22 protein-coding genes and 1 pseudogene are annotated in these 24,856 nt (G+C 73.4%); 3 read left to right on the top strand and 20 right to left on the bottom strand.

Annotation, left to right across the window (positions count from 1 at the left end):
• Positions 1–12: 12 nt before the first annotated feature.
• On the top strand, positions 13–1,164 hold the full coding sequence (locus tag Ae505Ps2_RS08350) for a TDT family transporter (RefSeq protein ID WP_075308968.1): 1,152 nt from the start codon (positions 13–15) through the stop codon (positions 1,162–1,164).
• A 6-nt stretch (positions 1,165–1,170) separates the two neighbouring features.
• Here the strand turns inward: Ae505Ps2_RS08350 and Ae505Ps2_RS08345 are convergent, their stop codons facing one another.
• Both Ae505Ps2_RS08345 and Ae505Ps2_RS08340 read right to left on the bottom strand, forming a co-directional pair.
• A complete protein-coding gene (locus tag Ae505Ps2_RS08345; protein WP_020627738.1) occupies positions 1,171–1,983 on the bottom strand; it encodes a GntR family transcriptional regulator in 813 nt (270 codons plus the stop codon).
• A 51-nt stretch (positions 1,984–2,034) separates the two neighbouring features.
• Entirely contained in the window at positions 2,035–2,439 is a 405-nt protein-coding gene (locus Ae505Ps2_RS08340; protein WP_075553541.1) for a hypothetical protein, read from the bottom strand.
• 190 nt (positions 2,440–2,629) lie between these two features.
• Between Ae505Ps2_RS08340 and Ae505Ps2_RS08335 the strand changes: the two genes are divergently transcribed.
• Complete coding sequence (locus Ae505Ps2_RS08335) at positions 2,630–3,322, top strand: TetR/AcrR family transcriptional regulator (protein ID WP_075308972.1); 693 nt, start codon at positions 2,630–2,632, stop codon at positions 3,320–3,322.
• Here Ae505Ps2_RS08335 and Ae505Ps2_RS08330 read toward each other — a convergent pair.
• The 9 genes and pseudogenes from Ae505Ps2_RS08330 to Ae505Ps2_RS08290 all read right to left on the bottom strand — a co-directional run bounded on the left by Ae505Ps2_RS08330 (position 3,319) and on the right by Ae505Ps2_RS08290 (position 11,880).
• Positions 3,319–4,533 carry an FAD-dependent oxidoreductase gene (locus Ae505Ps2_RS08330; RefSeq protein ID WP_075553540.1) on the bottom strand — a complete coding sequence of 405 codons (1,215 nt, stop codon included), beginning with the start codon at positions 4,531–4,533 and terminating at the stop codon, positions 3,319–3,321. The genes Ae505Ps2_RS08335 and Ae505Ps2_RS08330 overlap by 4 nt on opposite strands.
• Before the next feature lie 81 nt (positions 4,534–4,614).
• Positions 4,615–4,809 carry a ferredoxin gene (locus Ae505Ps2_RS08325; RefSeq protein WP_043282063.1) on the bottom strand — a complete coding sequence of 65 codons (195 nt, stop codon included), beginning with the start codon at positions 4,807–4,809 and terminating at the stop codon, positions 4,615–4,617.
• A gap of 5 nt (positions 4,810–4,814) precedes the next feature.
• A complete protein-coding gene (locus tag Ae505Ps2_RS08320; protein WP_083695467.1) occupies positions 4,815–6,158 on the bottom strand; it encodes a cytochrome P450 in 1,344 nt (447 codons plus the stop codon).
• A gap of 191 nt (positions 6,159–6,349) precedes the next feature.
• Positions 6,350–7,873: an aldehyde dehydrogenase family protein gene (locus tag Ae505Ps2_RS08315; RefSeq protein ID WP_075334080.1), complete on the bottom strand. Its 1,524-nt coding sequence runs from the start codon at positions 7,871–7,873 to the stop codon at positions 6,350–6,352.
• On the bottom strand, positions 7,870–8,925 hold the full coding sequence (locus tag Ae505Ps2_RS08310) for an alcohol dehydrogenase catalytic domain-containing protein (protein WP_083695465.1): 1,056 nt from the start codon (positions 8,923–8,925) through the stop codon (positions 7,870–7,872). Before Ae505Ps2_RS08310 ends, Ae505Ps2_RS08315 begins: the two co-directional genes overlap by 4 nt.
• A gap of 37 nt (positions 8,926–8,962) precedes the next feature.
• Complete coding sequence (locus Ae505Ps2_RS08305; RefSeq protein WP_075308978.1) at positions 8,963–9,370, bottom strand: SCP2 sterol-binding domain-containing protein; 408 nt, start codon at positions 9,368–9,370, stop codon at positions 8,963–8,965.
• A gap of 172 nt (positions 9,371–9,542) precedes the next feature.
• A pseudogene (locus Ae505Ps2_RS08300) lies at positions 9,543–11,009 on the bottom strand (acyl-CoA synthetase); the annotation flags it as partial.
• 42 nt (positions 11,010–11,051) lie between these two features.
• A complete protein-coding gene (locus Ae505Ps2_RS08295; protein WP_060713702.1) occupies positions 11,052–11,441 on the bottom strand; it encodes a hypothetical protein in 390 nt (129 codons plus the stop codon).
• Positions 11,442–11,460: 19 nt separating this feature from the next.
• A complete protein-coding gene (locus Ae505Ps2_RS08290) occupies positions 11,461–11,880 on the bottom strand; it encodes a hypothetical protein (RefSeq protein WP_075308980.1) in 420 nt (139 codons plus the stop codon).
• Positions 11,881–12,004: 124 nt separating this feature from the next.
• On the opposite strand from Ae505Ps2_RS08290, the gene Ae505Ps2_RS08285 reads away from it, so the two are divergent.
• The gene (locus tag Ae505Ps2_RS08285; RefSeq protein ID WP_075308982.1) at positions 12,005–12,946 is read left to right on the top strand and encodes an ATP-binding cassette domain-containing protein; all 942 of its coding nucleotides are present in this window, start codon (positions 12,005–12,007) and stop codon (positions 12,944–12,946) included.
• A gap of 25 nt (positions 12,947–12,971) precedes the next feature.
• Here the strand turns inward: Ae505Ps2_RS08285 and Ae505Ps2_RS08280 are convergent, their stop codons facing one another.
• From Ae505Ps2_RS08280 to Ae505Ps2_RS08240, 9 genes are read right to left on the bottom strand one after another with little or no spacing between them, the layout of a single operon-like run.
• Positions 12,972–13,193, bottom strand: a complete 222-nt coding sequence (locus Ae505Ps2_RS08280; protein ID WP_075553539.1) for a hypothetical protein — start codon at positions 13,191–13,193, stop codon at positions 12,972–12,974.
• Positions 13,190–14,308 (bottom strand): peptidyl-prolyl cis-trans isomerase, encoded by a 1,119-nt coding sequence (locus tag Ae505Ps2_RS08275; protein WP_139320148.1) that lies wholly within the window; start codon positions 14,306–14,308, stop codon positions 13,190–13,192. Before Ae505Ps2_RS08275 ends, Ae505Ps2_RS08280 begins: the two co-directional genes overlap by 4 nt.
• Positions 14,308–16,746 (bottom strand): RND transporter, encoded by a 2,439-nt coding sequence (locus Ae505Ps2_RS08270; RefSeq protein ID WP_139318863.1) that lies wholly within the window; start codon positions 16,744–16,746, stop codon positions 14,308–14,310. The genes Ae505Ps2_RS08275 and Ae505Ps2_RS08270 overlap by 1 nt, the downstream gene beginning before the upstream one ends.
• On the bottom strand, positions 16,743–18,173 hold the full coding sequence (locus Ae505Ps2_RS08265; RefSeq protein ID WP_075308984.1) for an MlaD family protein: 1,431 nt from the start codon (positions 18,171–18,173) through the stop codon (positions 16,743–16,745). Before Ae505Ps2_RS08265 ends, Ae505Ps2_RS08270 begins: the two co-directional genes overlap by 4 nt.
• A gap of 15 nt (positions 18,174–18,188) precedes the next feature.
• Positions 18,189–19,484 carry an MlaD family protein gene (locus Ae505Ps2_RS08260; protein ID WP_083696252.1) on the bottom strand — a complete coding sequence of 432 codons (1,296 nt, stop codon included), beginning with the start codon at positions 19,482–19,484 and terminating at the stop codon, positions 18,189–18,191.
• Positions 19,484–20,824, bottom strand: a complete 1,341-nt coding sequence (locus Ae505Ps2_RS08255) for an MlaD family protein (protein ID WP_075553538.1) — start codon at positions 20,822–20,824, stop codon at positions 19,484–19,486. The genes Ae505Ps2_RS08260 and Ae505Ps2_RS08255 overlap by 1 nt, the downstream gene beginning before the upstream one ends.
• On the bottom strand, positions 20,821–22,185 hold the full coding sequence (locus Ae505Ps2_RS08250) for an MlaD family protein (RefSeq protein WP_083695460.1): 1,365 nt from the start codon (positions 22,183–22,185) through the stop codon (positions 20,821–20,823). Before Ae505Ps2_RS08250 ends, Ae505Ps2_RS08255 begins: the two co-directional genes overlap by 4 nt.
• Entirely contained in the window at positions 22,185–23,573 is a 1,389-nt protein-coding gene (locus Ae505Ps2_RS08245) for an MlaD family protein (RefSeq protein ID WP_075334076.1), read from the bottom strand. The genes Ae505Ps2_RS08250 and Ae505Ps2_RS08245 overlap by 1 nt, the downstream gene beginning before the upstream one ends.
• Positions 23,570–24,856 (bottom strand): hypothetical protein, encoded by a 1,287-nt coding sequence (locus tag Ae505Ps2_RS08240; RefSeq protein ID WP_075334075.1) that lies wholly within the window; start codon positions 24,854–24,856, stop codon positions 23,570–23,572. Before Ae505Ps2_RS08240 ends, Ae505Ps2_RS08245 begins: the two co-directional genes overlap by 4 nt.

The following is a 24,856-nucleotide window of genomic DNA, read 5'->3' as shown; positions in this document are numbered from 1 at the left end:
GACCGTGGGGACATGACCACGCACCTCCGTCCCCCGGCCGCGGCCGCTCCGCCGCACGCGTTCGTCCGCCTCGGGCTGCTGCGCGGGCTCGACACCCCGGGCGACGCGGTCCGGTCGTTCGGGCCGAACTGGTTCGCCGCGGTGATGGGCACCGGGATCGTCGGCGGGGCCGCCGCGACGCTGCCGTTCCGCTCCCCGCTGCTGACCGCGTGGGCGACCGGGGTGTGGGGCCTGGCCTCGGCACTGCTGGTGGTGCTCGTGGCCGCGGCGGTGGCGCACCGGGTGCGCTCCCCCGAGCGGGCCCGCGCGCACGCCGCGGACCCGGTGGCCGTGCAGTCCTACGGCGCCGTCGCGATGGCCTTCATGACGGTCGGCGCCGGCGCGGTCCAGTTCGGCCCTGCCGTGCTCGGCGCTCCGGCCGCGCTCGCGACGAGCGCGGTGCTGTGGCTCGTCGGGACGGTGTTCGGGCTGGTCACCGCGGTCGGCGTGCCGTATCTGATGATCACCCGGCACACGGTCGGGCCGGACGCGGTGTCCCCCGCGTGGCTGCTGCCGGTGGTGCCGCCGATGGTGTCGGCCGCGGACGGGGCGCTGCTCGTCGTGCACCTGGCGCCGGGCCAGGGCCGCACCACGCTGCTGCTCGCCTGCGTCGCGCTGTTCGGGATGAGCCTGTTCGCGACGCTGGCCCTGCTCCCGCAGATCTGGCACCGGCTCGTCGTGCACGGGACCGGCCCGGCGGCGGCCGTCCCCACCCTGTGGATCGTGCTCGGCCCGCTCGGCCAGTCGGTCACCGCGGCCGGGCTCCTGGCGAACGCCGCGCCCGGCAGCGTGCCGGAGCCGTACGCGGGCGCCGCGGCGGTGATCGCGGTGGTCTACGGAGTCCCGGTGTGGGGGTTCGCGATGCTGTGGCTGGCGCTCGCGGCCGCGGTGACCCTGCGGACCGTCCGGCGGGGACTGCCGTTCACGCTGACCTGGTGGAGCTTCACCTTCCCGTTGGGGACCTGCGTGACCGGCACGAACCTGCTGGTGGAACGGCTGGGGACGCCGGCGCTCGCCGTCGTCGCTATGGCGCTGTACGTGCTGCTGGTGGCGGCCTGGCTCGTCGTCGGTGCCCGGACCGTGCACGGTGCGCTCGTCCGCTCCGAACCTGCTCGCCCCGCATAGGGGCGTTCAGCGACGCGGGTCGCTGCGGTCGGGGGCCTTGAGCAGGTCGAGCTGGTAGCCGTCGCGGGTGGAGAAGTCGGCCCGCAGCACGAAGCGGTCCCCGCGCACCAGCGTGCGGCGCCACTCGACCGGGCGCCCCTTCGCGCTGCCGAGCCGGGACACCGAGAACGCGGCGGTCGACGGGCTCCCGCCCAGCAGCCGGTGTTCGGCGGGGGTGGGCAGGATCGGCGCGATGGTCTCGTGGCCACCGGTGAGCACCACGCCGCACAGCTCGGCGTAGCGCTGGTAGAGGGCGACCCCGGTGAAGTCGGCGTGCAGCAGCGGCGCGGCCAGGTCGTGCGGGAGCCACACCCGGTCCAGCGCGAGCGGCTCGCCACCGGCCAGCCGCAGCCGTTCCAGGTGCACCAGCGGTGTCGACTCCTCCAGGCCGAGACGCGCCGCGACCACGCCGTCGGCGCGGACGTCCAGGGAGCGCACGACGCTGCGCTGCTCCAGGCCCATGGCCCGGACGGACTCGTGGATGCTGTACAGCGCGCCCAGGCGCTGGGCGGTCTCGACCGGCGCCGCCTGCCGCGACGGCCGGCCCCGCGTCCCGACGACGCGGCCCTCGTCGCGCAGCACCTTCACCGCCTGGCGGACGGTGTGTCTGCTGACGCCGTACTCCCGGCCCAGGGCGAGCTCGCCGGGGAAGCCGTGGGTGAACGCGTCGGAGTCCAGGCGGCGGCGCAGGTCATCGAGCAGCTGCTCCCAGAGCAGCCGCCCCGGCTCGCGACGGAGCACGGCGGGTCCGGGGACCGGTCCCGACTCGGCGTCACGCACCCCGCTGAATGTACGGACCGGGCACGCGGACGGGCGATCCCGACCGACGGGTCAGCGGAGCGACCAGGTGCAGGCTCCGGTGAGGACGACCGACTCGCCGTCGAGGACCCGGGCGGCGGCCGGGCCGTGCAGGACCCCGCGGGACACCTCGGTGCCGTCCACGCCGGTGCGCGTGTAGCCGCACTCCCGGCCCGGGGTCGGACCGTCGGTGGCCCAGGTGCCCGGTGCGAGGTCGAGACCGGCGCGGTACACGCCCTCGGTCGCCTCCCGCGCCGGGACGGGCGCGGCCCGGTGGACGGTGGTCGCCTCGGCACGGTCGTCGCCGTTCACGATCGCCCCGCCCAGCAGCACCACCGGCACGACCAGCGCCAGCAGCAGCCACGGCCACAGCACGGTGCGCTGACCCGCCGCGGCGCGCTCCGCGTAGTACCGCCCGTACGGTCCGGTGCTGTCCATCCACCCGCCTCACGTCCGACGTCACTCTGGTGATCGAAGCGGATACCCGAGAGTGTTACGTCCCGTCCCACGATGTGAGCGGACGAGTGTCGTCATCGATCATCGACCCCCCTCGGACGACGAACCCCGGGGTCGGGTGGAGCAGCACGTACGGCCGTCCGTCACGCCGCCGAGGGCTACCCTCCCCGGCATGGCTTCCCCCGCGGGCGGACCGCACTCGCCCCGCCCCCGCCGCACGCAGGACGAACGCCGGGCCAGCAGCCGGGCCATCATCCTCGCGGCCGCCCTCGACGAGCTGTACGAGCACGGCCACGCGCACTCGACGACCGTGACCGTGCAGCGGCGCGCGGGGGTGTCGCGCGGGCGGCTGCTGCACCACTTCCCGAGCCGCGAGTCACTGCTCATCGCGGCCGCGCAGCACCTGGCCGCCGAGCGGATCGCCGACATGGAGCAGTGGGTGGTGGACTCGGAGTACGGGGGGACCACCGGCACCGCCCGCTGTGAGCGGGCCGTGGAGCTGCTGTGGGGCACGTTCATGCAGCCGTACTTCTGGGCGTCGATGGAGCTGTGGGTCGCGGCCCGCACCAACGACGACATCCGTGCCGAGCTGCTCCCCGCGGAGCGGCGCCTCGGCACCGCGGTGGCCCACGTGGTCGCCACCCTGTTCGGCCCCGCGCTGTCCAGCCACCCGGCCTTCGACGAGTGCCGCGAGCTGCTGTTCACCAGCATGCGCGGGGTCGCGATGACCTACGCCATCAACCCCCGCGACCACGAGACCGAGCCGCACCTCGCGAGCTGGAAGCGCCTGGCCCGCCGGATGCTCGAGGTCGACGACGGCGATGCCGCGGACGCCTCGGGTCAGCACGGCCAGCGGAACGGTTAGCCCACCCCGGCGAACTCCAGCGCCTCGGCCCAGCTCGCCCGCTTCGAGATCAGCCGCTTGTACTTCATGATCTGGGTGGGCCGGTCGATCGTGATCGTCCCGACCAGCCGGTCGCCGCGCCGGTAGAGCGCGAGGAAGCGGTCGTCGCCCTGCTCGGAGGACACCACCCGGATCTCGTCGGCGGCGGGCCGGCCGACGAACTGGATCCGGCTGGAGTACCAGTCCGACCAGAAGTACGGAACGGTGCCGAGCTCGGTGGCGTTCGCCGGGTCCAGCGCGTTCCTGGCTGCCACCGCGCCCTGCTCGGCGGCGGTGGTCCAGTGCTCCAGCCGCATGACCTCGCCGTCGAACAGGTGGTTCGGGAAGTGCACGACGTCGCCCGCGGCGTACACCCCGTCGGCGGCACGCAGCGTGGCGTCGGCGACGACGCCGCGGTCGCGTTGGTGCAGCTCGACGCCCGAGCCCTCCAGCCAGCCGGTGCACGGGGACACCCCGATCCCGACGACGACCAGGTCCGCCGGGACGATCTCGCCCGACCCCAGGCGGACCCCGGTGACCGCGCCGCCGGAGGACTCCAGCCCGTCGACGGTCTCTCCGCAGCGCAGGTCGGTGCCGTGCGCGCGGTGCAGGTCGGCGCAGGCCTTGCCCATGTCCTCGCCGACCGAACGGACCAGCGGGACCGGCAGGGTCTCCACGATCGTCGCGGGCAGGCCGCGCTTGCGCGCCGAGCTGGCGACCTCCGAGCCGATGAACCCCGCACCGATGACGACGGTGCGGGCGCCCGCGTCCAGCGCGGAGCGGACGGCGAGCGCGTCGTCCCAGGTCCGCAGCGCGTGCACCCCGGAGAGGTCCTCGGTGCCGGGCAGCGGCCGCGCCGCCCCGCCGGTCGCGACGACGAGCGCGTCGTAGCCCAGCTCGGCGCCGTCGCCGAGCCCGACCAGTCTCGCCGCGGTGTCCAGCGAGGTCGCCGGGACGCCGAGGCGCAGCTCGACCCCCAGCTCGTCGCGCAGGTGCTCCTCGGTCCGGAACCGCGGGTCGGCCGGCTCCTCGCCGGTGTCGTCGAGGAAGGCCTTCGACAACGGCGGGCGATCGTAGGGCAGGTGCCGCTCGGCCCCGACGAGGGTCACGGCGCCCCGGTGGCCGGCCTTGCGGGCCGCCTCGACGGCCCGGATGCCGGCCAGCGACGCACCGACGACGACGAGGTGCTCCACGGTGTGCTCCTCCGGAGAAGGGAGTGGGGACGCCGGGAGTGGCGGTCTCCCGGCGTCCCCGCGGTGAGGGGGTGTGTGCGGTCAGCTCTCGACGAGGCGCAGCGCCTCGGTCGGACAGGAGGCGATCGCCGCCTCGCAGGCCGCCCGGTGCTCCTCGGCCGGGGTGGCGTCCAGCACCGCGAGCGAACCGTCGTCGCGGACCTCGAAGAGCTCCGGCGCCTCGGCCTCGCACAGGCCCAGGCCGCTGCACTTGCCCTCGTCGAGCTCGATACGCAGACCCATCACTTCTCCAGGGAGAATCGGAACGGCATGCGCTTCACCCCGCGCATGAAGTTGGTGCCCAGCAGCTCGGGCTCGCCGACCTCGAACTGCGGGATGCGGAACAGCAGCTCGCGAAACAGCGCCTTGAGCATGGACTTCGCGAGCTGGTTGCCCAGGCAGAAGTGCACGCCGCCGCCGCCGAAGCCGGTGTGCGCCTTCGCGTTCTCCCGGGAGAGGTCGAACTTCTCCGGGTCGTCGAAGACCTTCTCGTCCATGCAGCCCGACGGGTAGAACATGACGACCTTGTCGCCGGGGACGATCTTCTTGCCGCCCAGCTCGGTCTCGACGACCGCGGTGCGGCGGAAGGTCATGACCGGGCAGGCGTACCGGACGAACTCCTCGATCGCGTTGTTGATCCGGCCGTCGAAGTCCTCCATGAGCCACTGCTTCTGCTCGGGGAAGTGGGTGAAGGCGCGGACGGTGAACGCCGAGGTGTGCCGGGTGGTGTCGGTGCCGGCGACCGCCATGAGCACGAAGAACGAGCCGATCTCGAACTCGTCGAGCTTCTGGCCGTCCACCTCGGCGTTGATCAGCGAGGTGATCAGGTCGTCGGACGGCTCCGCGGTCTTCAGCTCGATGAGCTCGGCGGCGATGTCGTGCAGGTTCGTCGCGGCCTGCACCTGCACCTCGTCGGCGGCGCGGCCGGCGAGGACCTCGTCGTCGGCCCAGGCGACGATGTCGGCGGCGTTGCGCTCAGTGGCCTCGCGCAGGTGCTCGGGGACGCCCATGATGTCGCAGAAGATGCGGGTGGGGAGCACCTTCGCGACCCGCTGGACGAAGTCGATCTCGCCGGAGGGCTCGGCGACGACGTCGTCGACGATCTCCTTCGCGGCCAGCGCGATCCGGTCGTCGATCAGCTTGATCTGCTTGGGCGTGAACGCCGAGGCGACGAGCTTGCGGAGCCGGTCGTGCTTGGGGTTGTCCATCGCGAGGAAGGACTGGGTCAGCTCGAGGAAGATCGGCGGGAGCAGATCGAACAGCACACCCTGCCCGGAGATGAAGGTGTCGTTGTCCCGGCTGACCGTGACGATGTCGGCGTGGCTGACCACCGCCCAGTAGCCGGGGTCGTCGGGGTCGGGGGTGACGGCGTCGTCGACCGGACGCTGCCAGGAGACCGGCTGCTCGCGGCGCAGGACCTTGAAGGTCTCCTCACGCTGCTCCGAGGTCTGGTTCCAGAACGCCTTGGTCGAGATGTCGATCGGGTAGTGCTCGGGCTTGCCCTCGCTGGTGGCCGGGATCATGTCCACGGCGTCCGGGTCGTACATCTCCGACTCGAAGTCGGTGGCGTCGAAGGTGGCGGTCATCGGATCTCCTCCGAGCCCGGCGGGGTGCTCCGCGGGCGGAAAGCTGGTGACACGGGGTCACTGACGAGTGTGCGGAGAGACGTGGGGACGGTCGTCTCCCCGGGAGGGGGAGGTCGTACCCCCATCGGGAGAGGCGGCCCCGTCCCCCGGTGAGGGGGTACCGGGGGACGGGGCCGATGGCGGGGCAGGCCTCAGTCGTCGGCGTGGCTCAGCAGGACGTCGTACGGACGCGCCTCGCGGGTGCCGGACAGGTCGAGGTGGACGTTCTTCTCCTCGACGTAGGGGTCCAGCGCGCGTGGGCCGAGCTCACGGCCGACGCCGGACTGCTTGTACCCGCCGAACGGCACCTCGCAGTTGATCTGGTGCGCGTCGTTGATCCAGACCGAGCCGGCCTTGATCTTCTCGGCGACGTCCAGGGCCCGGGAGTTGTCGCGGCTCCACACCGACGACGCCAGCCCGTACTGCGTGTCGTTGGCCAGGGCGACGCCCTCGGCCTCCGAGCCGTAGCGGATGACCGACAGCACCGGACCGAAGATCTCCTCGCGGGCGATCCGCATGTCGTTGCGGACGCCGGTGAAGATGGTCGGCTGGATCCAGTGACCGCCCTCGTAGCCCTCGACGTGGGCCTCGTCGCCGCCCAGGACCGCGGTGGCGCCCTCGTCCTTGCCGGACCGGATCAGCTCGAGGATCCGGTCCTTCTGCTTCGCCGAGACGACCGGGCCCATGTCGGTCTCCCAGTCCCGGGTGTCCCCGAGCCGGATGGTGGACGCGCGGGCGACCATGCGCTCCACGAACTCGTCGTGCAGCGAGTCCGGCAGCAGCAGCCGGGTCATCGACTCGCAGATCTGGCCGGAGTACAGCATGCAGCCGTAGAGCACCCCGTCGACGGCGATGTCGAGGTCGGCGTCGTCGAGGACCAGCGCCGGCGACTTGCCGCCGAGCTCCAGGGTCACGGCCTTGACCGTGCCCGAGGCCAGGCGCATGATCTCGCGTCCGACGTCGGTGGATCCGGTGAAGCCGATCTTGCCGACGCCCGGGTGGCTGGCCAGGCGCGCGCCGGCGTCCGGGCCGGGGCCCGGGACGACGTTGAACACACCCGGCGGCAGCCCGCACTCCTCGGCAATGGCCGCGAACTCCAGCGCCGACAGCGGGGTCTTCTCGTCCGGCTTGAGGATCACCGAGTTGCCGACGGCCAGGGCCGGGGCGAACTTCCACAGGCTCAGCAGCAGCGGAAAGTTCCACGGTGCGATCGCGCCGACCACGCCGATCGGCTCCTTGCGGAGCGTCGACTGGCCGAGCACCGGGAACGTGGCCCGCGGCATGGGCGTCTCGAACTCGTAGCGCTCCGCCAGGCCGGCGAAGTACTCCAGGTGCGGGGCGCAGTAGCCGACGTGGAAGCCGGTGGCCTGACGCACGGTGGCGCCGTTGGCCATGATCTCCAGCTCGACCATCTCGTCGAGCCGCTCGCCGAGCCGGTCGGCGATCGCGCGCATCACCGAGGCGCGGTGCGCCGGGGTGGCTCGCGACCAGCCGCCGTCGTCGAAGGCGGCCTGGGCCGCGTCGACGGCCGCGTCGATCGCCGACGCGCCACCGGAGGCGGCGGTGGCGACCAGCTCACCGTTCTGCGGGTCACGGATCTCGAGGCGGTCGTTCGAGTCCACGTCCTCGCCACCGATCCGCATCGGGAAGTGGCGGACGGTCGTCCCGGCGGTCATGCGGTCGGGTCCAGGACGATCTTGGTGGCTTCGCGCTCCTCGAACATCCGGTACGCCTCGGTCGCCTGCGACATCGGCATGCGGTGCGAGATGAACCGGCTCGGGTCGAGCTTGCCCGCCGCGATGAGCGCCAGCGTCTCGTCCATGTAGTTCGTGATGTTCGCGACGCCCTGGGCGATGGTGACGCCCTTCAGGTACAGGTCGCCGAAGGGCAGCTCGATGCTGTCCTCGGTGTACACACCGGGGATCGAGATCGCGCCACCGGAGCGGACCAGGGTGCAGGCCGACAGCAGCGCCGACGGGTGCCCGACGGCGTCGATCACGACGTCGGCGCCCCGCCAGTCGGTGAGGTCCTGCACGGCGTCGGCCGGGTCGGTCTCGTCGGCGTTCACCGGGACGGCACCGATGGCCTCCGCCTCCTTGAGGCGGGCCGGGACCTTGTCCACCACGATCGTCTGCGCGGCGCCGAGCACGTTCGCCGACATCGCGGCACACAGCCCGACCGGGCCGGCCCCGACCACGGCGACGGTGTCGCCGGGCTGGATGAACTTGCGGACGGCCTCGTAGCCGGTCGCCATGATGTCGCCGACGAACAGCTTGTCCTCGTCGTTGCCCTTGCCCTCGTCGGAGAGCTTGCGCAGCGTGCGGTCGGCGTTCGGCACGATCACGTACTCGGCCTGGCCGCCGGACAGGCTGCCGAAGGTCACCCCGAGCCCGAAGATCATCGTGCCGAAGCACTGGCCCGGCCGGTTGCGGCGGCAGTTGTAGCAGTTGCCGCAGCTCACGACGCAGGAGGCGACGGCGCGGTCGCCCTCGGAGACGAGGTTGACCGCGGATCCGACGGCCTCGACGGTGCCGAGGAACTCGTGGCCGAGCACCACGTCGTCCTCGATCACGATGCGCCCCTCGTAGGGGTGCAGGTCGGTCCCGCAGATCGCCGTGAGGTCGACCCGCAGCAGGACGTCACCGGGGTCGGTGATCTCCGGCTTCGGGACCTCCATGACCTCGATCTTGTGCGGCTCGCGGAGCACGACCGCCTTCATGGTCGCCATCGGATCGGCGTCCTTCCTCTGCTCTGGGACGGGGCGGTCAGGCGTTCGCGGTCGCGTCCTTCTCGGCGACCAGCTCCCGGTACATCGGGAACATCGGCTTGGTCAGCGGGACCAGCTTCAGGATCTTGTTGACCGGGCCCTTGGCCTTGACCTCGCCCTTGGCGAGACCGACGGCGAGGTTGTACTCGCCGCGCCAGAACTTGTCGCCGGTGTCGGCGCGCATCATCAGGGTGATGTCGGCCTTGTCGTCGTCGGCGCCGGTGTGGACCTCCATCGCCGGCTCACGCATCTTGACCCACATCTCGGTGTCCGGGTCGGTGTAGAGCACGCGGAGGTTGATGCCGGCGGCACGCATCTTCGGGCCGGACTCGGGGTGGTCGTTGGCCGCGCGGAAGACGCCGCCGATGTAGGTGTCGACCTCGTTGCTGTCGGCGAAGAAGCCCATGGTGATCTCCTCGTTGAGTGCAGGGGCAGACGTCCGGGGGCCGGGCGCTGCCGTCGGACCAGATGGTGGCCGGGGAGCGAGGGAGGTCACATCGCTCCCGGGGGGTGGTTCCGTACTCCCTACGGAGGCACAGTGTGTGACCGGCTGCCCCGGGAGTGACCGCTGTGGGCCGTCAGGCGGTGGCCGGCTCCGCGTACCGCGCGCGCAGCTCGCCCTTGACGAGCTTGCCGGTGGCGCTGCGGGGCAGCTGGTCGGTGAAGTCCACGCTGCGCGGGGCCTTGTAGCGGGCGATCCGCTCGCGGACGAACTCGAGGAGCTCGGCCGCTAGCTCCGGCGAGCCCTCGACGCCGTCGGGGGTCTGCACGACCGCCTTGACCTGCTCGCCCATCTCCGGGTCCGGCACGCCGATGACGGCGACGTCGTAGACCGCGGGGTGCAGGGTGAGGACGTCCTCGATCTCCTGCGGGTAGATGTTCACCCCACCGGAGATGATCATGAATGCCTTGCGGTCCGTGAGGAACAGGTAGCCGTCGGGGTCGAGGTAGCCGACGTCGCCGGTGGTGGACCAGTTGTCGTGCTCGGGGTGGCGGCCGGCACGGGTCTTCTCCGGGTCGTTGTGGTACTCGAACGGCGGTACGTCGCGCTCGAAGTAGACGGTGCCGACCTCGCCGGTCGGCAGCTCGCGGCCGTCGTCGTCGCAGACGTGGATGACCCCGAGGCCTGCCTTGCCGACCGAGCCGGGCTTGTCCGCCCACGCCGCCGGGTCGATGAAGGTGACGCCGTTGCCCTCTGTCGAGGAGTAGTACTCGTACAGGACCGGGCCCCACCAGTCGATCATCTTCTGCTTGACGTCGACCGGGCACGGCGCGGCGGCGTGCACGGCCACCCGCAGCGAGGAGACGTCGTAGGACGTCCGGACGGCGTCGGGGAGCTTGAGCATCCGGACGAACATCGTCGGGACGAACTGGCCGTGGGTCACCCGGTGGTGCGCGATGTGCGCCAGCGCGGCCTCGGCGTCGAACTTCTGCGCCATCACCACGGTCCCGCCGAGGGCGTGCACGATGCCGCCGAAGCGCAGCGGCGCGGCGTGGTACACCGGCGCCGGCGAGTAGTAGACGGTGTCCTCGCCGAAGCCGTACATCGGGCCGAACACCGCGGTGTAGAGGTCACCGGGCTCGTCGACCTGGATCGTCGGCAGCGCGGGCTTGATGCCCTTGGGGCGTCCGGTGGTGCCCGAGGAGTAGAGCATGTCCGCGCCGCGGGGCTGCTCGGGCAGCGGCCCGTCGACGGCGAGCTCCGTCGCGGCGCCGAGCGACTCGTGGCCCTCGACCGCTCCCCCGAAGGCGAAACGGCGCTCCACGCCGGGGGTCCGCTCCACGAGCGCCTCGGCGAGCTCGCGCTTCGCGGCCGAGACGAACAGCACCCGGGCACCGCAGTCGTCCACGATGTAGGCGGCCTCGTCCGCGGCGAGGTGGTGGTTGATGCCGGTGATGTACAGGCCCGAGCGCATCGCCGCCCAGTAGATCTCGAAGACCTCGGGGGCGTTGTCGGAGAGGAAGGCGACGTGGTCGCCGCGGCGCAGCCCGGCGTCGCGCAGGACGTGGGCGATCCGGCGCGAGCGGTCGTCGAGCTCGGCGTATCCCCCGCTCGGGTGCGGAGCCGTCGCCGGCCGGCCGCGTCGTCACACGGTGCGGCGGTCCCGGTTCCGGCCCGCGAGATGCCCGGCGATCGCGCCCATGACCACGGCGGTGAGCAGGGTGAGGACGAGCTGGGTCGGGTCGAGCCCACCGGTGCCCAGCACCACCAGCGGCAACACGAGCAGGTACCCGGCGACGGCCGCGCCGGCGCCGTGCACCCGCGGGTCGACGGCGTCGCCGATCCGGTAGCCCGCCAGCACGAACGCGACGACCGCGGTGATGATCAGCCAGGCCGGCCCGACGACCGGGATCTGCGAGCCCAGCGGCGCGGCGAGCCCGCCGATCACGAGCACGCTGAACGCCAGCGAGGCGCCGCGGACCAGGCTGACCCAGTCCACGCGGTCGGAGAACCAGTCGAACCCCGGGACGGCCACGAGGTCTCCCTTCGGTCGCTCAGCGCAGGTGTCGCAGCGCGGAGGGCGTCAGCAGCGGGACGGTCCCGACCACCAGCAGGGCCATCGCCGGGATCGTCTCCCAGCGCCCCGCCACGGCGAGGAGCACCACCGACACAACGGACAGGACGACCGCGGGGTAACGGGCGACGCGGCGGCGCAGCGCCAGGGCGGCGCCCGCCGCGAGGAGCAGCACCGCGAGGACGAGCAGCAGCCAGGTCGGGTACGGCGCCGTCGCCCCGGACGCCACGACCGGGGCACCCTGGCCCGCCAGCGTGCTCGCCGTGTCCTCGTCGACCGTCGGCTCCGGCCGCAGCCCGGCCCACGCGACGGCCAGCAGCACCGCGCTCAGCATCCACGCGGCGGCCGACAGGACCAGGGCCCACGGCATCGTGGACCGGCTCCGCACCTGCTCGATCATGGCCGCAGGCTAGAGGGACCGCCCGGGCGTAGGCCCCCTCCGCACGCAGGGACACCCACTACGGGAGAGGGAGTCACCACCGCCGGGAGACGAGCCTCCGGAGCCCGGGGCGTCCACTGGTGCGATGACCGATCCCGTGTCCGGCGGCAGGCCGCCCCGCGGGCCGGCGGTCGACTTCACCGACGTGACGACGATGATCGACGACACCCCGGTGCTGTTCCGACTCGGGCTGCACCTGGCGCCCGGCACCGTGACGGTGTTGATGGGCCCGTCCGGCTCGGGCAAGACCACCCTGGTGCGCCACCTCGCCGGGCTCGTCGCGCCGGGCCGGGGCACCGTCACCGTCGGCGGTGTCGACGTGCACGCGGCCGGCGAGACCGAGCTGCGACGCCTGCGCCGCGGCATGAGCGTGCTGTTCGGCGGCCCGTCGGTGTTCGAGTCGTCGCTGTTCGGGTCCCTGTCGGCCTACGACAACCTGACCTACGCCCTCGATGGCCGCGGTCTGTCCGCGGAGCGGGTCGAGCGCATCGCGATGCACCGGCTGCGCGAGATGCGGCTGCACGACCGGGCCGACGCGCTCCCCGCGGAGCTGCCGGCACACGGACGCAAACGGCTCGCGATCGCCCGCACCCTCGCCGTGGAGGCGCCGGTCCTGGTCCTCGACGAGCTGGAGACCGGGCTGGACGCCGCGCACGCGGACACGCTGGTGACGGCGGTCCGCGAGCAGCAGGAGCGGTCGGGGGCGACGGTGCTGGTCACCACGCACGACGTCGCGCTGGCCCGGGAGCTGGCCGACGTCGTCGCGATCCTGTGCCACGGCCGGATCGTGGCCTGCGGGCCGCCCGCGGAGCTGCTGCACGGCGTCGCCGCCGTCTCCGACGTCGAGCGCCGCTTCCGGATCTCGGACCTCCTCGGCCCGCCCGACCCGGACGCGACCCGCGCCGAGCTGGAGGGGCCGCGCCGGGGCTCCCGGACCGTCGAGCTCGACCCGCGGCTGGTGGTGCCCGCGCTGGTGGTGCTGGCGCTGGTCACCTCGTACTGCCTGTTCCTGCTGCTGACCCGCTGATGACCTGCTGGTGACCCGATGGGCCTCACAGCAACGGTGCCAGCACCCCGACCACGACGAACGCGACGCCGACCACCAGGCAGGCCGTGGCGCCGCGGCGGATGACCGCCACCCGGTGCCGCTGCAGCTCGGCGGGCCTCCCCGGGACCGCGCCGAGGCCCGCGGCGTGCCGGCGTCCCGCCCACCCCATGAGGGCGAGCAGGACGCCCAGACCCGCGAAGGTCAGGACGGTCCAGGCGGGACTCACCCGCCGCCGCCCGGCGCGGGCGGGACCGTCTGCGGCGTGCCCGAGGGCAGGCCCGGGCTCGCGCCGGTGGGCGCGTTGTCCGGGTCGGCGGGGCGGTAGTCGTCGGCGTAGCGGACGTCGCCGTCGGCCAGCGAGTCGGTCATCCACTGACCCCAGAGGCCGATCCGGCGGTCGAACAGCACCAGCTCGCGGAGTCGGTCCTTGACCTGGTCGAAGTTCGCCGGGACGCCCGGGGTCACCGCCCCCGACCGGCCGACGTTCCAGCCGAACTGGTTCTGCACCGGGCCGAACACCTGGCCGGCCGGGCCGCCGAAGGCGGCCTTCGCGTAGTCGGGCTGCAGCTGGTCGGCGCCGATCGGGCCCAGCGCCCCGCCGTTCGCGCGGGTGGCGTTGTCGATCGTGGTGGCCCGCGCGACGGTCGCGAAGTCGGCGCCGCCCCGCAGGTCGGCCGCGATCTTGTCGGCGGCCTCCTTGCTGGCGACGACGATGTTGGACAGCTCGCGCTTCTCCGGGGTCCCGAGCCGCTGGGCATACTTCGGGAACTCGGCACGCAGGTCGTCGTCGGTGACGGTCACGTCCTTGGTGACCTTGTCGAACAGCTCCCCGACGACCATCTGCTGGCGGACCTCGTTCATCACCTTGTCCTCGGTGGTGCCGACGTTGCCGAGGACCTTGACGAAGTCGTCGCGCGCACCGGGGCCGTTGCCGAGCTGCTGGGTGATGTACTGGTCGAGGGTCTGGCGGACCTTCGCGTCCGCGACGCCGACGCCCAGCTCGGTCGCCCGGTCCTCCAGCACCATGCTCAGCGCGACGGCCTTGGCCGCGTCGCGGCGGAAGCCGTCCATCTTCACCGGGTCCTCGACCGGCGGCTGGACGCCGTAGAGCGCACGCAGGGTCTGCACCCGGTCGTCGAGGTCGGTGACGGTCACGACCCGGTCGCCGACGGCCAGCGCCGCGCCGTCGGGGACCTGCTGCATCTTCCACCAGACCCCGCCGCCGACCCCGGCGACGAGGGCGAGGACGAGGACTCCCGCCACGATCCGGCCGGTCCAGGTGGTCCGGACCCGGTCGAGGGCGGCGCCGGCGATCCACGCCAGTGTGGACTTGACTCGCATCACATCACTCCAACGAGCTTCTCCCGGGCGGGGGTACTCCGCGCGGGGTCGGCCGGGCCGTGCGCGGGCGGGAACGCCCGCACCACGACCCGTGCGGCCAGGTAGGACAGCAGTACGGACAACGCCAGGAGCAGCCCGAACTCGCGCATGAGGGCGAGGTCGGACAACGCCAGCACGGCGAACCCGGTGCCCGAGGTGAGGGCGGCGAGGGTCACCGCGGTCCGCAGGCGCGGGTCGCGCGTGCGGACGGCGTCGCAGGTCATCACGGTGAACTCACAGCCGACGGCGGCGGTGAGCGACCCGAGCGCGACGGTGAGCGGGTTCAGCGGGATGCCGAACCCCCAGAGCAGGAACAGGTTGGCGCCGGTCGCCAGCACGGCGGCCAGTGCGGCGCGCAGCGCGTCGCGCCGGTGCCGCAGCCCGACCCCGAGCACCAGCGCCGCGGCGACCAGGCCGGCGGTGCCGGCGAGGTAGCGGTCGGCGGAGACGAGCTCGTAGCCCTGCACCGCGACGGCGGGCAGCCCGGAGACCTCGGCGACGAAGCCGGGCGGGGCCGGGGGCAGCTCGGCGGTGATCGCGTCGGTCAGCCCACGGAGCCGATCGAGGTCGTCGAGCCGGACGCCGAAGGACAGCACCGCGACCTGGCCGTCGGGCCGCAGCACCGCGCCGGTGAGGTACGGCGGCAGCAGCCGGACGCCGGCCCGGGTCTGCTCCTGGTCCGGGGTGGGGCCGAGGAACGACAGCAGCGTGGGCGCCGAGAGCGCGGGCCGCGCCTGGTCGCCGTGCAGCCGCACGATCGACTGCTGGGCCGTCGTCATCCACGTCCACGCCTGCGGGGTGAGCACGTCGCCCTTCCCGTCGGTGGACCGCAGGACGACGGCGAGCTCGCCGCCCGAGCCCAGGATCTGCTCGACCCGGGTGGCGTCGGAGACGGCGGGCAGCCCGGCCGACAACGCGTCGACGCTGGTCTGCAGGGGCAGGAAGGGCAGCGTGGCCCAGCCGCCGACCGCGACCAGACCGGCGAGGACGACGGCGACCAGCCGCGACCGGCCCGGGCGGGCCACCGGCCCGGGACCGTCCGGCGCCGCCGCGTCGTCGCCGGCGGGTGCACCTGCGTCGGCCGGGTCGGCGTCGGGGGCGGCCGGGTCCGGGTCGGCCGGGTCGGCGGCGGCATCGGTCGCGGGGTCGGCCGGCGCGGCGGACGCGGGCCGGTCCGGGCCGGCCCAGCCACCGGGCCGGTAGACGAACCAGCCCAGCGCCACCGCGAACGCGACGCCCAGGGCCAGGGTCGACCCGAGGTCCCGCACGAACGGCAGCGGCGAGAGCAGCAGCGCACCGAACCCGGCCGCCGTCCCCGCCGCGACGACGACGACCGTCCGCGGCCGTGCCCCGCGGGCGAAGTAGGTCGGGTAGTAGCTGCCCAGACCCACCAGGACCGGCAGGAACGCGACCACCCCGAGCGAGACGGGGCGGCCGATCCAGCCCAGCACGGCCAGCGTCGCCGCGGTCGCCGCGAGGGTCACCGCGAGCGGGATCAGCCGTCGCCGCCGCCGGGTCCAGGGCACCAGGAACAGGCAGAGCCCGATCGCGACGACTGCGACCGCGCCCAGGACCGGCGCCTCCCGGTCCACCGCGACGCCGAGCGAGGCGGTGATGGCCGGGACGCCGGAGACGGTGGCCTCGGCGGGCAGCTGCGCCCGGGCGACGGTGTCGTTCACCGCGGCGACGAGCTGCTCGGTCCCGGCCTGGTCGAGCCCCTCGCGGGGGCGGACCAGCACGGCCAGCGAACGGTTGTCGGGGACGACGTAGCGCCACTGCGGGCGCGGCTCACCGCCCGAACCCATGATCGAGTGGTCGATGAAGCGCTGGTTGCGCAGGGTCGGCAGACCCACCGGCAGGCCCTGCACGATCAGCGGGCCGTACCGGGCGTCGAACGCCGCGACGGCGGCGTTCGCGGCGGCGGCCGGGTCCTCGCCGCGCTGCCGGGCGGTGATCGCCGCGGCGCGCTGCAGCCCGTCGCGACGTCCGGTGAGCTCGGCGAGCAGCTTCTGGGACTGCGACGCCAGCTGGTTCAGCGTCGTCGCCGGGCCGTAGACCGAGGCGACGTCGGGCAGCTGCGACAGCTGCCCCTCGAGGCCGAGCACGTGCGGCAGCACGTCCCGGTCGAGCAGGCCGGGGGCCTGCGGGGCGCGCAGCAGCACGACGATCGGGTCGCCACCGAAGGAGCGGGCGAGCTCGGTGTAGCGCTGCACCGACGGGTCCGACGACGGCAGGAACGACTCGACCCCGGTCTCGACCTTCACCCGGGACACGCCGGCGACGGTCAGCGCCGCCAGGGCCAGCAGCATGATCCAGACCAGGGCGGAACGCCCCGACGGGCGCGACGCCGCGGATGCGGCGCCACGCCCGTCGAGGGTCGTGCGGAGGCCGCGGATCATCCGCCGAGCCCCAGGAGTCCACCACCGGACGGCGCCGGTGCCGGGGGCTGGTCGCCCTCGGCGGCCTCGCCCGTGGGCTGCGGCCCGACGGTGGGGGCCGGCCCGGGCGGCGGCGCCTGGTTCGCCGGTCCGGGATCGGCCACCTGCGGCGGGGGCGCGTCGTCCTGCGGGTTGTTCTGCGTGCCCGGCCGCGGGTACGGGTTGTTGTCGTCCAGCGGCGGGATCCCGTTGAGCGGGACGGGACTGCCCGCGAACGACTGGGCGTGGAACACCAGCATCACGCGCAGGAGCGTGCCGTTGGCATCGCCGCGCGACACCGCCTCACCGAAGTTGGTGAAGAACTGGTAGATGTCGCCGCCGTAGGGCTTCAGGTACTCCAGCATCGGGTTGAGCTGGAGCAGCGCCCGGTCGGCCTCGGGCAGCAGTGCCCGCAGGTCGTCGGAGAACTGCGGGACCTTGTCCAGGGTGACCGGGGCCTTGCCCAGGGTCGCGTCGAGCGAGGGCAGCAGTCCGCGCAGGTCGCGGGTGGTCGCCGGGAGCTCGTTCAGCGCCGCGTCGAGGGCGGGCGCCGCCCGGTCCAGGTTCGCCGCGACCGGGCCGAGCCCACCGGCGAGCCGGGACAGGTCGTCGCTGGCGTCGTGGGCGGCCTTCAGCGTCGGCGGCAGCTCCCGGACGGTGTTCTCCAGGTCGGTGCGGCTGTTCGCGGTGACCTCGGTGACCAGGTTGGCGTCGGTCACCAGGTCGGCGATGCGGCCGCGCTGCACGTCCAGCGCGGCGAGCACCGCGGCGGTGTTCTGCGAGAGCTGCTCCAGGTCCTTCGACTGCGCGGCGAGCGCGTCCAGGGCGGTGCCGCCCTCGCGACCGAGCTGGCCGAGGCCGGCCAGCGCGCCGTCGACCCCCGCCTGGGTGTCCTTCGTGGCCGCACCCAGCGACTGCAGGGTGGAGGCCAGCGCGACGCGGCGATCGTCGGGCAGCGTCCGGATCAGGTCGTCGAGCAGGACGGCGGACTGCACGGCGCCGTCGGGGAGCCGGCTGCCGTCGGGCAGCTCGGCACCGCGGCCGTCGACGAGGGACACGTAGGTCTCCTCGACCAGCGTCTTCGAGTTGATGCGGCCGGTGATGCCCTCGTGCAGCGGGATGGCGTCCTCGTCGGTCAGGTTGACGACCACCTCGGCGCGCCCGTCCGGGGTCGCCTCGACGGTCAGGACCTTGCCGACCTTCACCCCGTTCAGGGTGACATCGGACTGCGGGACCAGGTTGTTGACCTTGTCGACGTGGAACGACGTCGTGTACTGCTCCTGGGTGTAGCCGGGTACGTAGCCGCCGACCGAGGTCCAGAAGAACAGGAACACGAACGCCGACGCCGCGGTGAAGGCGAGCAGGATCGTCGTCCTGATCGCGGGGAGCGCGGAGTGGGGGATCTTCATCCGGGGGTCACCTCCTTACCGGGGCGTCTGGGAGAGCTCGTCGGCGCCGGGCGCCGGGATGGTGGTCGGGCCGAACTGGAGCAGACCGCGCAGGATGCCGCCGTTGGCGTCGCGCAGGCTGGTCACCGACGACGTCTGGTAGACGAAGGCGTTCAGGTCCGGCAGGTACTGCTGGAGGCCGGCGGTGACCGGGTCGAGCCGGCCGGAGATCTCCTTCAGCGCGGGCAGCGTCCCGTTCAGGTCGTTCACGAACGGGCGCAGGTCCGCCGCGACCGGCATGAGCTTCTCGGCGACCGGCCGGGCCTTGTCCACGGTGGTGTGGAGCGTGTCGACGGTGTCGGTCAGCCGGTCCAGCGCGCCGGGCAGCTGCTCCGAGGCGGCCCGGACGTTGTCCAGGGTCGGGTCGAGCTGGTCGGAGAGCTGCGCGACGTTGCCGGTGGCCGCACCGAGGTTGTCGACGACGCCGGGCAGCTGGTTCAGCGAGTCACGCAGGGCCTGGCTCTGCGCGGACACCGTCCTCAGCGTGGTCGACAGCGAGTTCGCCAGGGCGGTGAGCCGCTTCTCGTCGCCGCCGACGGCGGTGGAGAGTTGGCCGATCGAGGTGACCAGGCGGGCCAGGTTGTCGCGGCGCCGGTCGAGCTGGTCGACGACCGGCTTGAGCCGGTCGACCACCTCGGTGGTGGCACGCACGCCCTGCGGGAGGTCCTGGGGCGCCGTCGCGAGGGCGACGTCGGACGCCTCCAGCAGCGACTGCACCGCGGCGAGCGCGTTCTGGTCCAGGTGGGCCAGTGCCGCGTCGATCTGCACCGGCGGCTTGGCGTTGGCGACGGGGAGCACGCCGTAGTCGTCGAGGACCTTGCCGGCGGGGGTGCCGGGGTCCATCTCGATGTACATCTCGTTGAGCGGGCTCTTCGGCCGCAGGACCACGGTGGCGTTGTCGTAGACGGGGCCGTCGTAGTCGTTGCGGTCGATCGCCAGGAGCACCCGGGCGGTGCCCTCCGGCGTGAGCTCGGAGGAGCGGATGTCGCCGACCGGGACGCCGGACATCCGGACCTCCTGGCCGCGGCCGGGGGCCAGCGCCGGGGTCTCGGAGAAGGTCGCGTAGACCATCCGCTCGTTCGCCCACGGCGGCACGAACCGCTGCTGGGACAGGATGTAGCCCCCGCAGACCAGGCCGAGCACCATCACGACGCCGAGGGCGATCACGTTCCGGCCCAGACCGGGCTCGTTGCGGACGCGGTCCAGTCCGGACCGGAACCTGGCCCGGAACCCGCGGGGGGCCTCCGGTGCAGGTGTGGGAGTTGCCGCCATCACCGACCACCCGTCCCGTGGAAGATCTGCTGGAACATGTTCTCCAGGCTCACCGAGCCCAGGCCGGGCACGGTGCCGAGGCCGGGACCGGGGTGGAAGGACACCGCGTGCCCGTTGGGGTCGACGTAGGCGCCGGTCCTGCTGAGGTTCGAGAACATGTGACCGACCTCGTCCTTGAGGGGGACACCGCGGCTGTCGACCGCGGAGTACGGGCCCTCGCCGACGAACGGGGTGTTCAGCGAGTCGAGGACCGGTCCGCCCAGTCGCTCGAGCGGCGCCGGCAGGTCGTCGAGGACCCGCGTCGCGCCCTCGCTCGCCGGGACCAGGCCCTCGACCAGCGGGCGGGCGTCGACCAGCGCCGCGCGCAGGTCGGACACCAGCGGGCGGGCGTCGGCCAGCACCGGCTCGGCACGGCCCAGGAGCTCGTCCAGCTCCTGGACGGTGGGCCGGGCCGGGCCCGCGGTGTCGCGCAGCTTGTCCAGCGACACGTTCAGCCGCTTCAGGCCGGCGTCGGTGGTGTCGAGGACGCCGGGCAGCCTGGAGACCGCGGCGGCGACCGGACCGGAGGTCTCGGCCAGGACCTGCGTGGTGTCCTGCAGGTTCGCGACGATGCCGTCCAGCTGCCCCGGCTCGCGGTTCAGCGTGCCGGTGGTGCGCTGCAGACCCCGCACGACCTCGGTCAGGTCCTTCTCCGGCTGGGTGCCGCGCAGCGACTCGACGACCCCGGCGGCCGGACCGAGGGTCCCCGGCGCCGTGGCGAGGAGCTCGTGGAGCGCCTCGTTGCCGCCGGCGTTGCCGAGGGTCTCGTCGAACTGGGTGACCGCGGCCTTCGCGCCCTCGAGGGCGTCGGGCTGGAGACGCTCGGCGACGTCGTCGACCTCGGTGGGGAGCCGGGTGCGGTCCACCGGGATCTGCTCGGTCCACTCCGCGGAGCGGTCACCGCCCGGGACGAGGTCGATGTAGAACAGGCCGGACAGCAGGGTGGTGGGCCGCAGCCGTGCCGACGGCTGGTCGCCGACGGTGTCCACGACCTCCGGGTCGACGACGACGGTCACGATCGCGCCGCCGTCGGGCGCCGGGTCGACCGAGCTCACGACACCGGAGTCGACACCGGCGACCTTCACCTTCGAGACGTCCTCGAAGAGGAACTGGTTCGCGGTGAAGTGCACGGTCCGGGTCGAGGCGCCGGTCAGCTTCATGAGCAGCGTCGTGACCTGCGGCTTGAGCAGGCCCAGGACCAGCGACAGCAGCATGATCCCGATGACCGCGAGAGCGGCCACCCAGAGCGGGAGCCGGCGGCGCAGCCGTGGCGTGCCGGTGCCCTGTGCGGGGGCGGTCATCGGTTACCTCCCAGAAGGCCGCCGCCGGCGGCGCTGTCGCCCTGGCCGGGCTGCTCCTGGGGCGTCCGGTTGGACGGGCCCGGGGCGGGCAGCAGGCCCAGCGATGCGTCGTTCGGTGCCTGGCCGGGGGCCGGGTACGGGTTGCTCGCCGCGGTGGGGTCGGGCAGACCCGCCGCTCCGACGAAGGACTCCGGCCGGACCATCAGGGTGAACCGCAGGTGGTGGCCCGCGGCATCGCCGTCGGACAGGCCGGACGAGGCGCTGGTGAACCACTGCGCGATCTCCGGCGCGTAGGGCGCCAGGACCTGCAGCGGGGTGTTCGCGAAGCCGACTCCCTGGGTCACCTTCGGCGCGACGGGGCGCGCATCGGCGACGGCGGGGGTCAGCGAGCCGAGCGCGGGCTCGGCCGAGTCGGAGACGCCGGGCAGCTTGTCCAGCGGCTGCGGGGCCTCGACCAGCACGCCCCGCAGGTCCGGGGTGGCGTCGCCGAGCGAGCGGGACCCGGTCTGCAGCTGCGTCATCGCCGAGTTCGTCGACGCCAGCGGCTGCTGCAGGTCCTCCAGGGCCTTGCGGGCGGCCGGCAGCGCCTCGGGGGCGATGTCGAGGGTGTCCCCCAGCGCCGTGCCCTTGTCCGCGTCGATCGCCGCGAACGTGGTGTCGAGCTGCCCGACCAGCGAGGAGATCTCCTGCTCCCGGCCGGCGAAGCGCGAGGACAGGCTCTCCAGCGACTGCAGCATCCCGGTCAGGTCGCGGCCGCCGTCGACCGACAGCGACCGGGCGGTCGTGCCGAGCGAGGGCAGGATCTGCGGGCCGGCCTTCGCCACGTCCGCCAGGTCCTGGCCGTGTCCGGCCGCACCGTTGCCGAGCTGCTGCAACGCGGAGCGGGTGGAGTCCTGGGTGGCCGGGTCGAAGACCTTGGCCAGGTCCAGCAGCTGCACCGCGCCGCGGGAGCGCTGGACCGGGAGCACGTCGTCCTCGCCGAGGACGCCGGCCTGCTCGGTGCCGATGTCGAGGTCCAGGTACTGCTGACCGAGACCGGACCGGCCGGTCACCGCGGCCGAGCCGTCCTTGAAGACCTTCGTGGCGGCGTCGTCGAGCTGCATCCGGACCTGCGGGACGCCGTCGGCGAGGGTGATGTCGTCGACGCGTCCGACGCGGACCTGGCCGACCCGGACGTCGTTGCCGACGGCGAGGTCACCGGTGTCCGAGACGGCCGCGGTGCGGAACTCGTGCTGGGCGAAGGGCAGACCCTTCTGGGCGGTCAGCGCGACGTAGAGGAAGAACCCCGCCGCGACGAACATCAGCAGGCCGATCACACCGGATCGGAAGCGCGCGCCGCGCTTGGGCTTGGCACTCGCCATTACTGGCCTCCCAGCAGGGTTCCGAGCGCGCCCTGCTCCTGCTCCGGGCTGAGCCCGGTGGCGCTGCTCTCGGGGGTGGGCTGGCTCTGCAGCAGGGTGTTGGAGTCCTGGCCCGGCTGGGCCGCGGTCCCCGGCCCCGGCTGGGACGGGGCGGGCTCGTTCACCTGCGGGTTCGGGCTGGCGTCCGGTCCGGGCGCGGGTGCGGAGTCCGGCACGCCGCCCGGCAGGAATCCGGTGACCGGGTCACCGTTGAGCACGTAGCTGGCCCGGAAGTAGTGGGACAGCCCGTCCTTCTGGTTGGTGGTCAGCGCCCAGTTCCGGATGAAGCCGAGCACGTTGCCGAGGTTCCCGTTGAGCTCCCGGACGATCGGCTCGGCACCGGTGACCGTGCGCTGCAGGTCCGGGCCCGCGGCCCGGAGCTCCGCGGCGACCGGCCGGGCCTGGTCGAGCAGCTCGCTCGCCCGGTCCAGGACCGGGTCGGCCGAGGCCAGCGCCGGGTCGGCCGAGTCGGCGAAGCGCTGCAGCTCACGGCTGATGTCCACCAGGTTGTCGGTGGTCGGCCGCAGGTTGCCCAGGGTGACCGCGGTGGACTGCGCCGTGCCGGCGAGCTCGCCGAGGGTGGCGCGGGCCGCGGCCAGGGTGCCGGGGAGCTCCTGCAGGGTGCCGCGCAGCTGCGCGTCGCGGGCGGCGGTGGTGTCGAGCAGCGACGTGGTCGAGGCGACCAGGCCGTCGAGCCGCCTGCCCTGGTCGACGGCGAGTGCGCCGGTGACCGGCTCGACCTGGTCGATGACCCGGCCGAGCAGCTCGTTCTGGTCGGACAGGACGCCGACGAGCTGGTGGGTGTCCTTCATGGCCGGGGCGAGCGCGGCGAGGGTCTTCTGGATGTTCTCGCCGTTGTTCGCGGTGCCCTGGCCCAGCGTGGTGACCAGTGCGGCGAGCGCGCCCGCCGTCGGGTCGTCCAAGGTGTCGAGGATGTTCTGCAGGTCGGCCTCCTGGCCGGTCCGCTCCACCCCGATGGGCTGGTTCATGGGCAGCTCGGGCGAGCCCGGGGTGCCGGTGTTCAGGTTGAGGAAGCGCTCCCCGAGCAGCGACACCGGGGCGACGGTCACCTTCGCGTCGGCGTGGATCGGCAGGGCGCGGGTGTCGACGCGCAGCGGGACCTCGGCGACCTTGCGCTGCGGGTCGAACTGGAGCTGCCCGACCTCCCCGACCGTGACGCCGTTGATCTTGACCTGCTGGCCGGCGAGGATCGGGCTGACGTCGGCGAACTCCGCGATCAGGATCCGGCCGGACTCGGCGTTGGAGAGGCCGGCGGCGGCACCGGTGCCCGCGAGCAGCGCGACCAGGCCGACGGCGAGGACCCGCCAGCGGGAGACTCCGAGGCTCATCGCGGACCCTCCCCGCTGGCGTCGCCGAGCTGCGGCAGCAGCGGGGCGCCGGGCCCCTGCTCCCCGTTGCCCGAGGTCTGGTCGGCGGAGCCAGGGGCCGGGTTCAGGTTCGGGACGATCCCCGGCGGCGTCACGCCCGGCGGGTAGACGACCGGCGTGGCGGGGCCGGCCTGCGCGAAGATCCGCATGTAACGGCCGTTCGAGTCGAAGTTCTGCGCGGCGGATCCCCAGGTGGAGAGGAATCCGACGACGTCGGGGGTGTAGGGGCGCAGCGCCTCGAGCACCGGCGCGTAGCCGCCCGCGGTCTCGGCGAGGCCCGGCAGCGCCCGGTTCGACGAGTCGAGGAGGCCGGGGGTGCGGTCGAGCAGCGCCGAGGCCGCCTCGAGCGTGGGCTTGAGGTCGGCGACCAGTGGCCGCAGGTCCTGCAGCAGCGGGGCGAGCTGCTCGGACACGCCGGGCAGCTTCTCGGTCGCCGGGCGCAGGTCCTCCAGCAGCGGCAGGGCCTCGTCGGTGACGCCGGGGACCTTGTTCAGCGTGCCCTGGGCGGTGCGCAGCGTCGGGGGCAGCTTGGCCAGCGCGGAGCGGAGCTGCTCGCGCTGGGCGGCCGTCGCCCGGGCGCTGGTGCCCAGCTCGTCGACCACCGAGCCGAGGTCCTGCTGGCGCCTGGCCAGGGTGTCCACCGTGCCGTTGAGGTCGGTGACCAGCTTGGAGATCGCCGGACCGTCGGTGCCGATGCCGCGCAGCACGTTGCCGACCGCGGCGAGCGCCGGTCCGGCGGTGTCGACGGTGGCGTTGAGGTCCTGCTCGTGCCCGGTGACCGTGTTCTGCAGGGTGCCGACCAGGCTGGTCAGCCGCGCCCGGGTGGGCTCGTCGAGGGCGGCGAGCACGTCCGCGACCTCGGTCGGCTTCGGGAAGTCGCCCTGCACCATGCCGCCGCTCGGGATCTCGGCGTAGTCCTTGGGACCGTCCTGCACGAACAGCAGGCGCTCACCGACGACGGCCTTCCACTGCACGTGGACGAACGCGCCGGCGTGCAGCGGGGCCAGTCCGTCGTCGACGGTGAAGTCGACGACCGCGTGGCCCTCCTCGGGCCGCACGGACCGGATCTCGCCCGCCTGGAAGCCGTCGATGTAGATCGGTGCGCCGGGGATGAGGTTGGGGTTGCCGGCGGGCAGGACCGCGCTGACCGTGTACGGCTGCGTCCCGCCGACGGCGACGAACACACCGCCGACCACGAGCAGCGCCACCAGACCGGCGGCGATCTTGCCGAGGAGTCCGCTCAT

Origin of the sequence: Pseudonocardia sp. Ae505_Ps2 (genome assembly GCF_001932425.1) — a bacterium.
In the GTDB taxonomy this organism is placed as follows: Bacteria; Actinomycetota; Actinomycetes; order Mycobacteriales; family Pseudonocardiaceae; genus Pseudonocardia.
This window is presented reverse-complemented; position numbering and strand designations above follow the sequence as displayed.

Bases quoted from the DNA above. Each gene is read 5' to 3' on its own strand.
- Ae505Ps2_RS08310 (WP_083695465.1), bottom strand. From the start codon at position 8,925: ATGGCGACCATGAAGGCGGTCGTGCTCCGCGAGCCGCACAAGATCGAG.
- Ae505Ps2_RS08285 (WP_075308982.1), top strand. From the start codon at position 12,005: ATGACCGATCCCGTGTCCGGCGGCAGGCCGCCCCGCGGGCCGGCGGTC.
- Ae505Ps2_RS08260 (WP_083696252.1), bottom strand. From the start codon at position 19,484: ATGGCGGCAACTCCCACACCTGCACCGGAGGCCCCCCGCGGGTTCCGG.
- Ae505Ps2_RS08335 (WP_075308972.1), top strand. From the start codon at position 2,630: ATGGCTTCCCCCGCGGGCGGACCGCACTCGCCCCGCCCCCGCCGCACG.
- Ae505Ps2_RS08290 (WP_075308980.1), bottom strand. From the start codon at position 11,880: ATGATCGAGCAGGTGCGGAGCCGGTCCACGATGCCGTGGGCCCTGGTC.
- Ae505Ps2_RS08250 (WP_083695460.1), bottom strand. From the start codon at position 22,185: ATGGCGAGTGCCAAGCCCAAGCGCGGCGCGCGCTTCCGATCCGGTGTG.
- Ae505Ps2_RS08240 (WP_075334075.1), bottom strand. From the start codon at position 24,856: ATGAGCGGACTCCTCGGCAAGATCGCCGCCGGTCTGGTGGCGCTGCTC.
- Ae505Ps2_RS08265 (WP_075308984.1), bottom strand. From the start codon at position 18,173: ATGAAGATCCCCCACTCCGCGCTCCCCGCGATCAGGACGACGATCCTG.
- Ae505Ps2_RS08245 (WP_075334076.1), bottom strand. From the start codon at position 23,573: ATGAGCCTCGGAGTCTCCCGCTGGCGGGTCCTCGCCGTCGGCCTGGTC.
- Ae505Ps2_RS08270 (WP_139318863.1), bottom strand. From the start codon at position 16,746: ATGATCCGCGGCCTCCGCACGACCCTCGACGGGCGTGGCGCCGCATCC.
- Ae505Ps2_RS08275 (WP_139320148.1), bottom strand. From the start codon at position 14,308: ATGCGAGTCAAGTCCACACTGGCGTGGATCGCCGGCGCCGCCCTCGAC.
- Ae505Ps2_RS08255 (WP_075553538.1), bottom strand. From the start codon at position 20,824: ATGACCGCCCCCGCACAGGGCACCGGCACGCCACGGCTGCGCCGCCGG.
- Ae505Ps2_RS08305 (WP_075308978.1), bottom strand. From the start codon at position 9,370: ATGGGCTTCTTCGCCGACAGCAACGAGGTCGACACCTACATCGGCGGC.
- Ae505Ps2_RS08340 (WP_075553541.1), bottom strand. From the start codon at position 2,439: ATGGACAGCACCGGACCGTACGGGCGGTACTACGCGGAGCGCGCCGCG.
- Ae505Ps2_RS08320 (WP_083695467.1), bottom strand. From the start codon at position 6,158: ATGACCGCCACCTTCGACGCCACCGACTTCGAGTCGGAGATGTACGAC.
- Ae505Ps2_RS08350 (WP_075308968.1), top strand. From the start codon at position 13: ATGACCACGCACCTCCGTCCCCCGGCCGCGGCCGCTCCGCCGCACGCG.
- Ae505Ps2_RS08315 (WP_075334080.1), bottom strand. From the start codon at position 7,873: ATGACCGCCGGGACGACCGTCCGCCACTTCCCGATGCGGATCGGTGGC.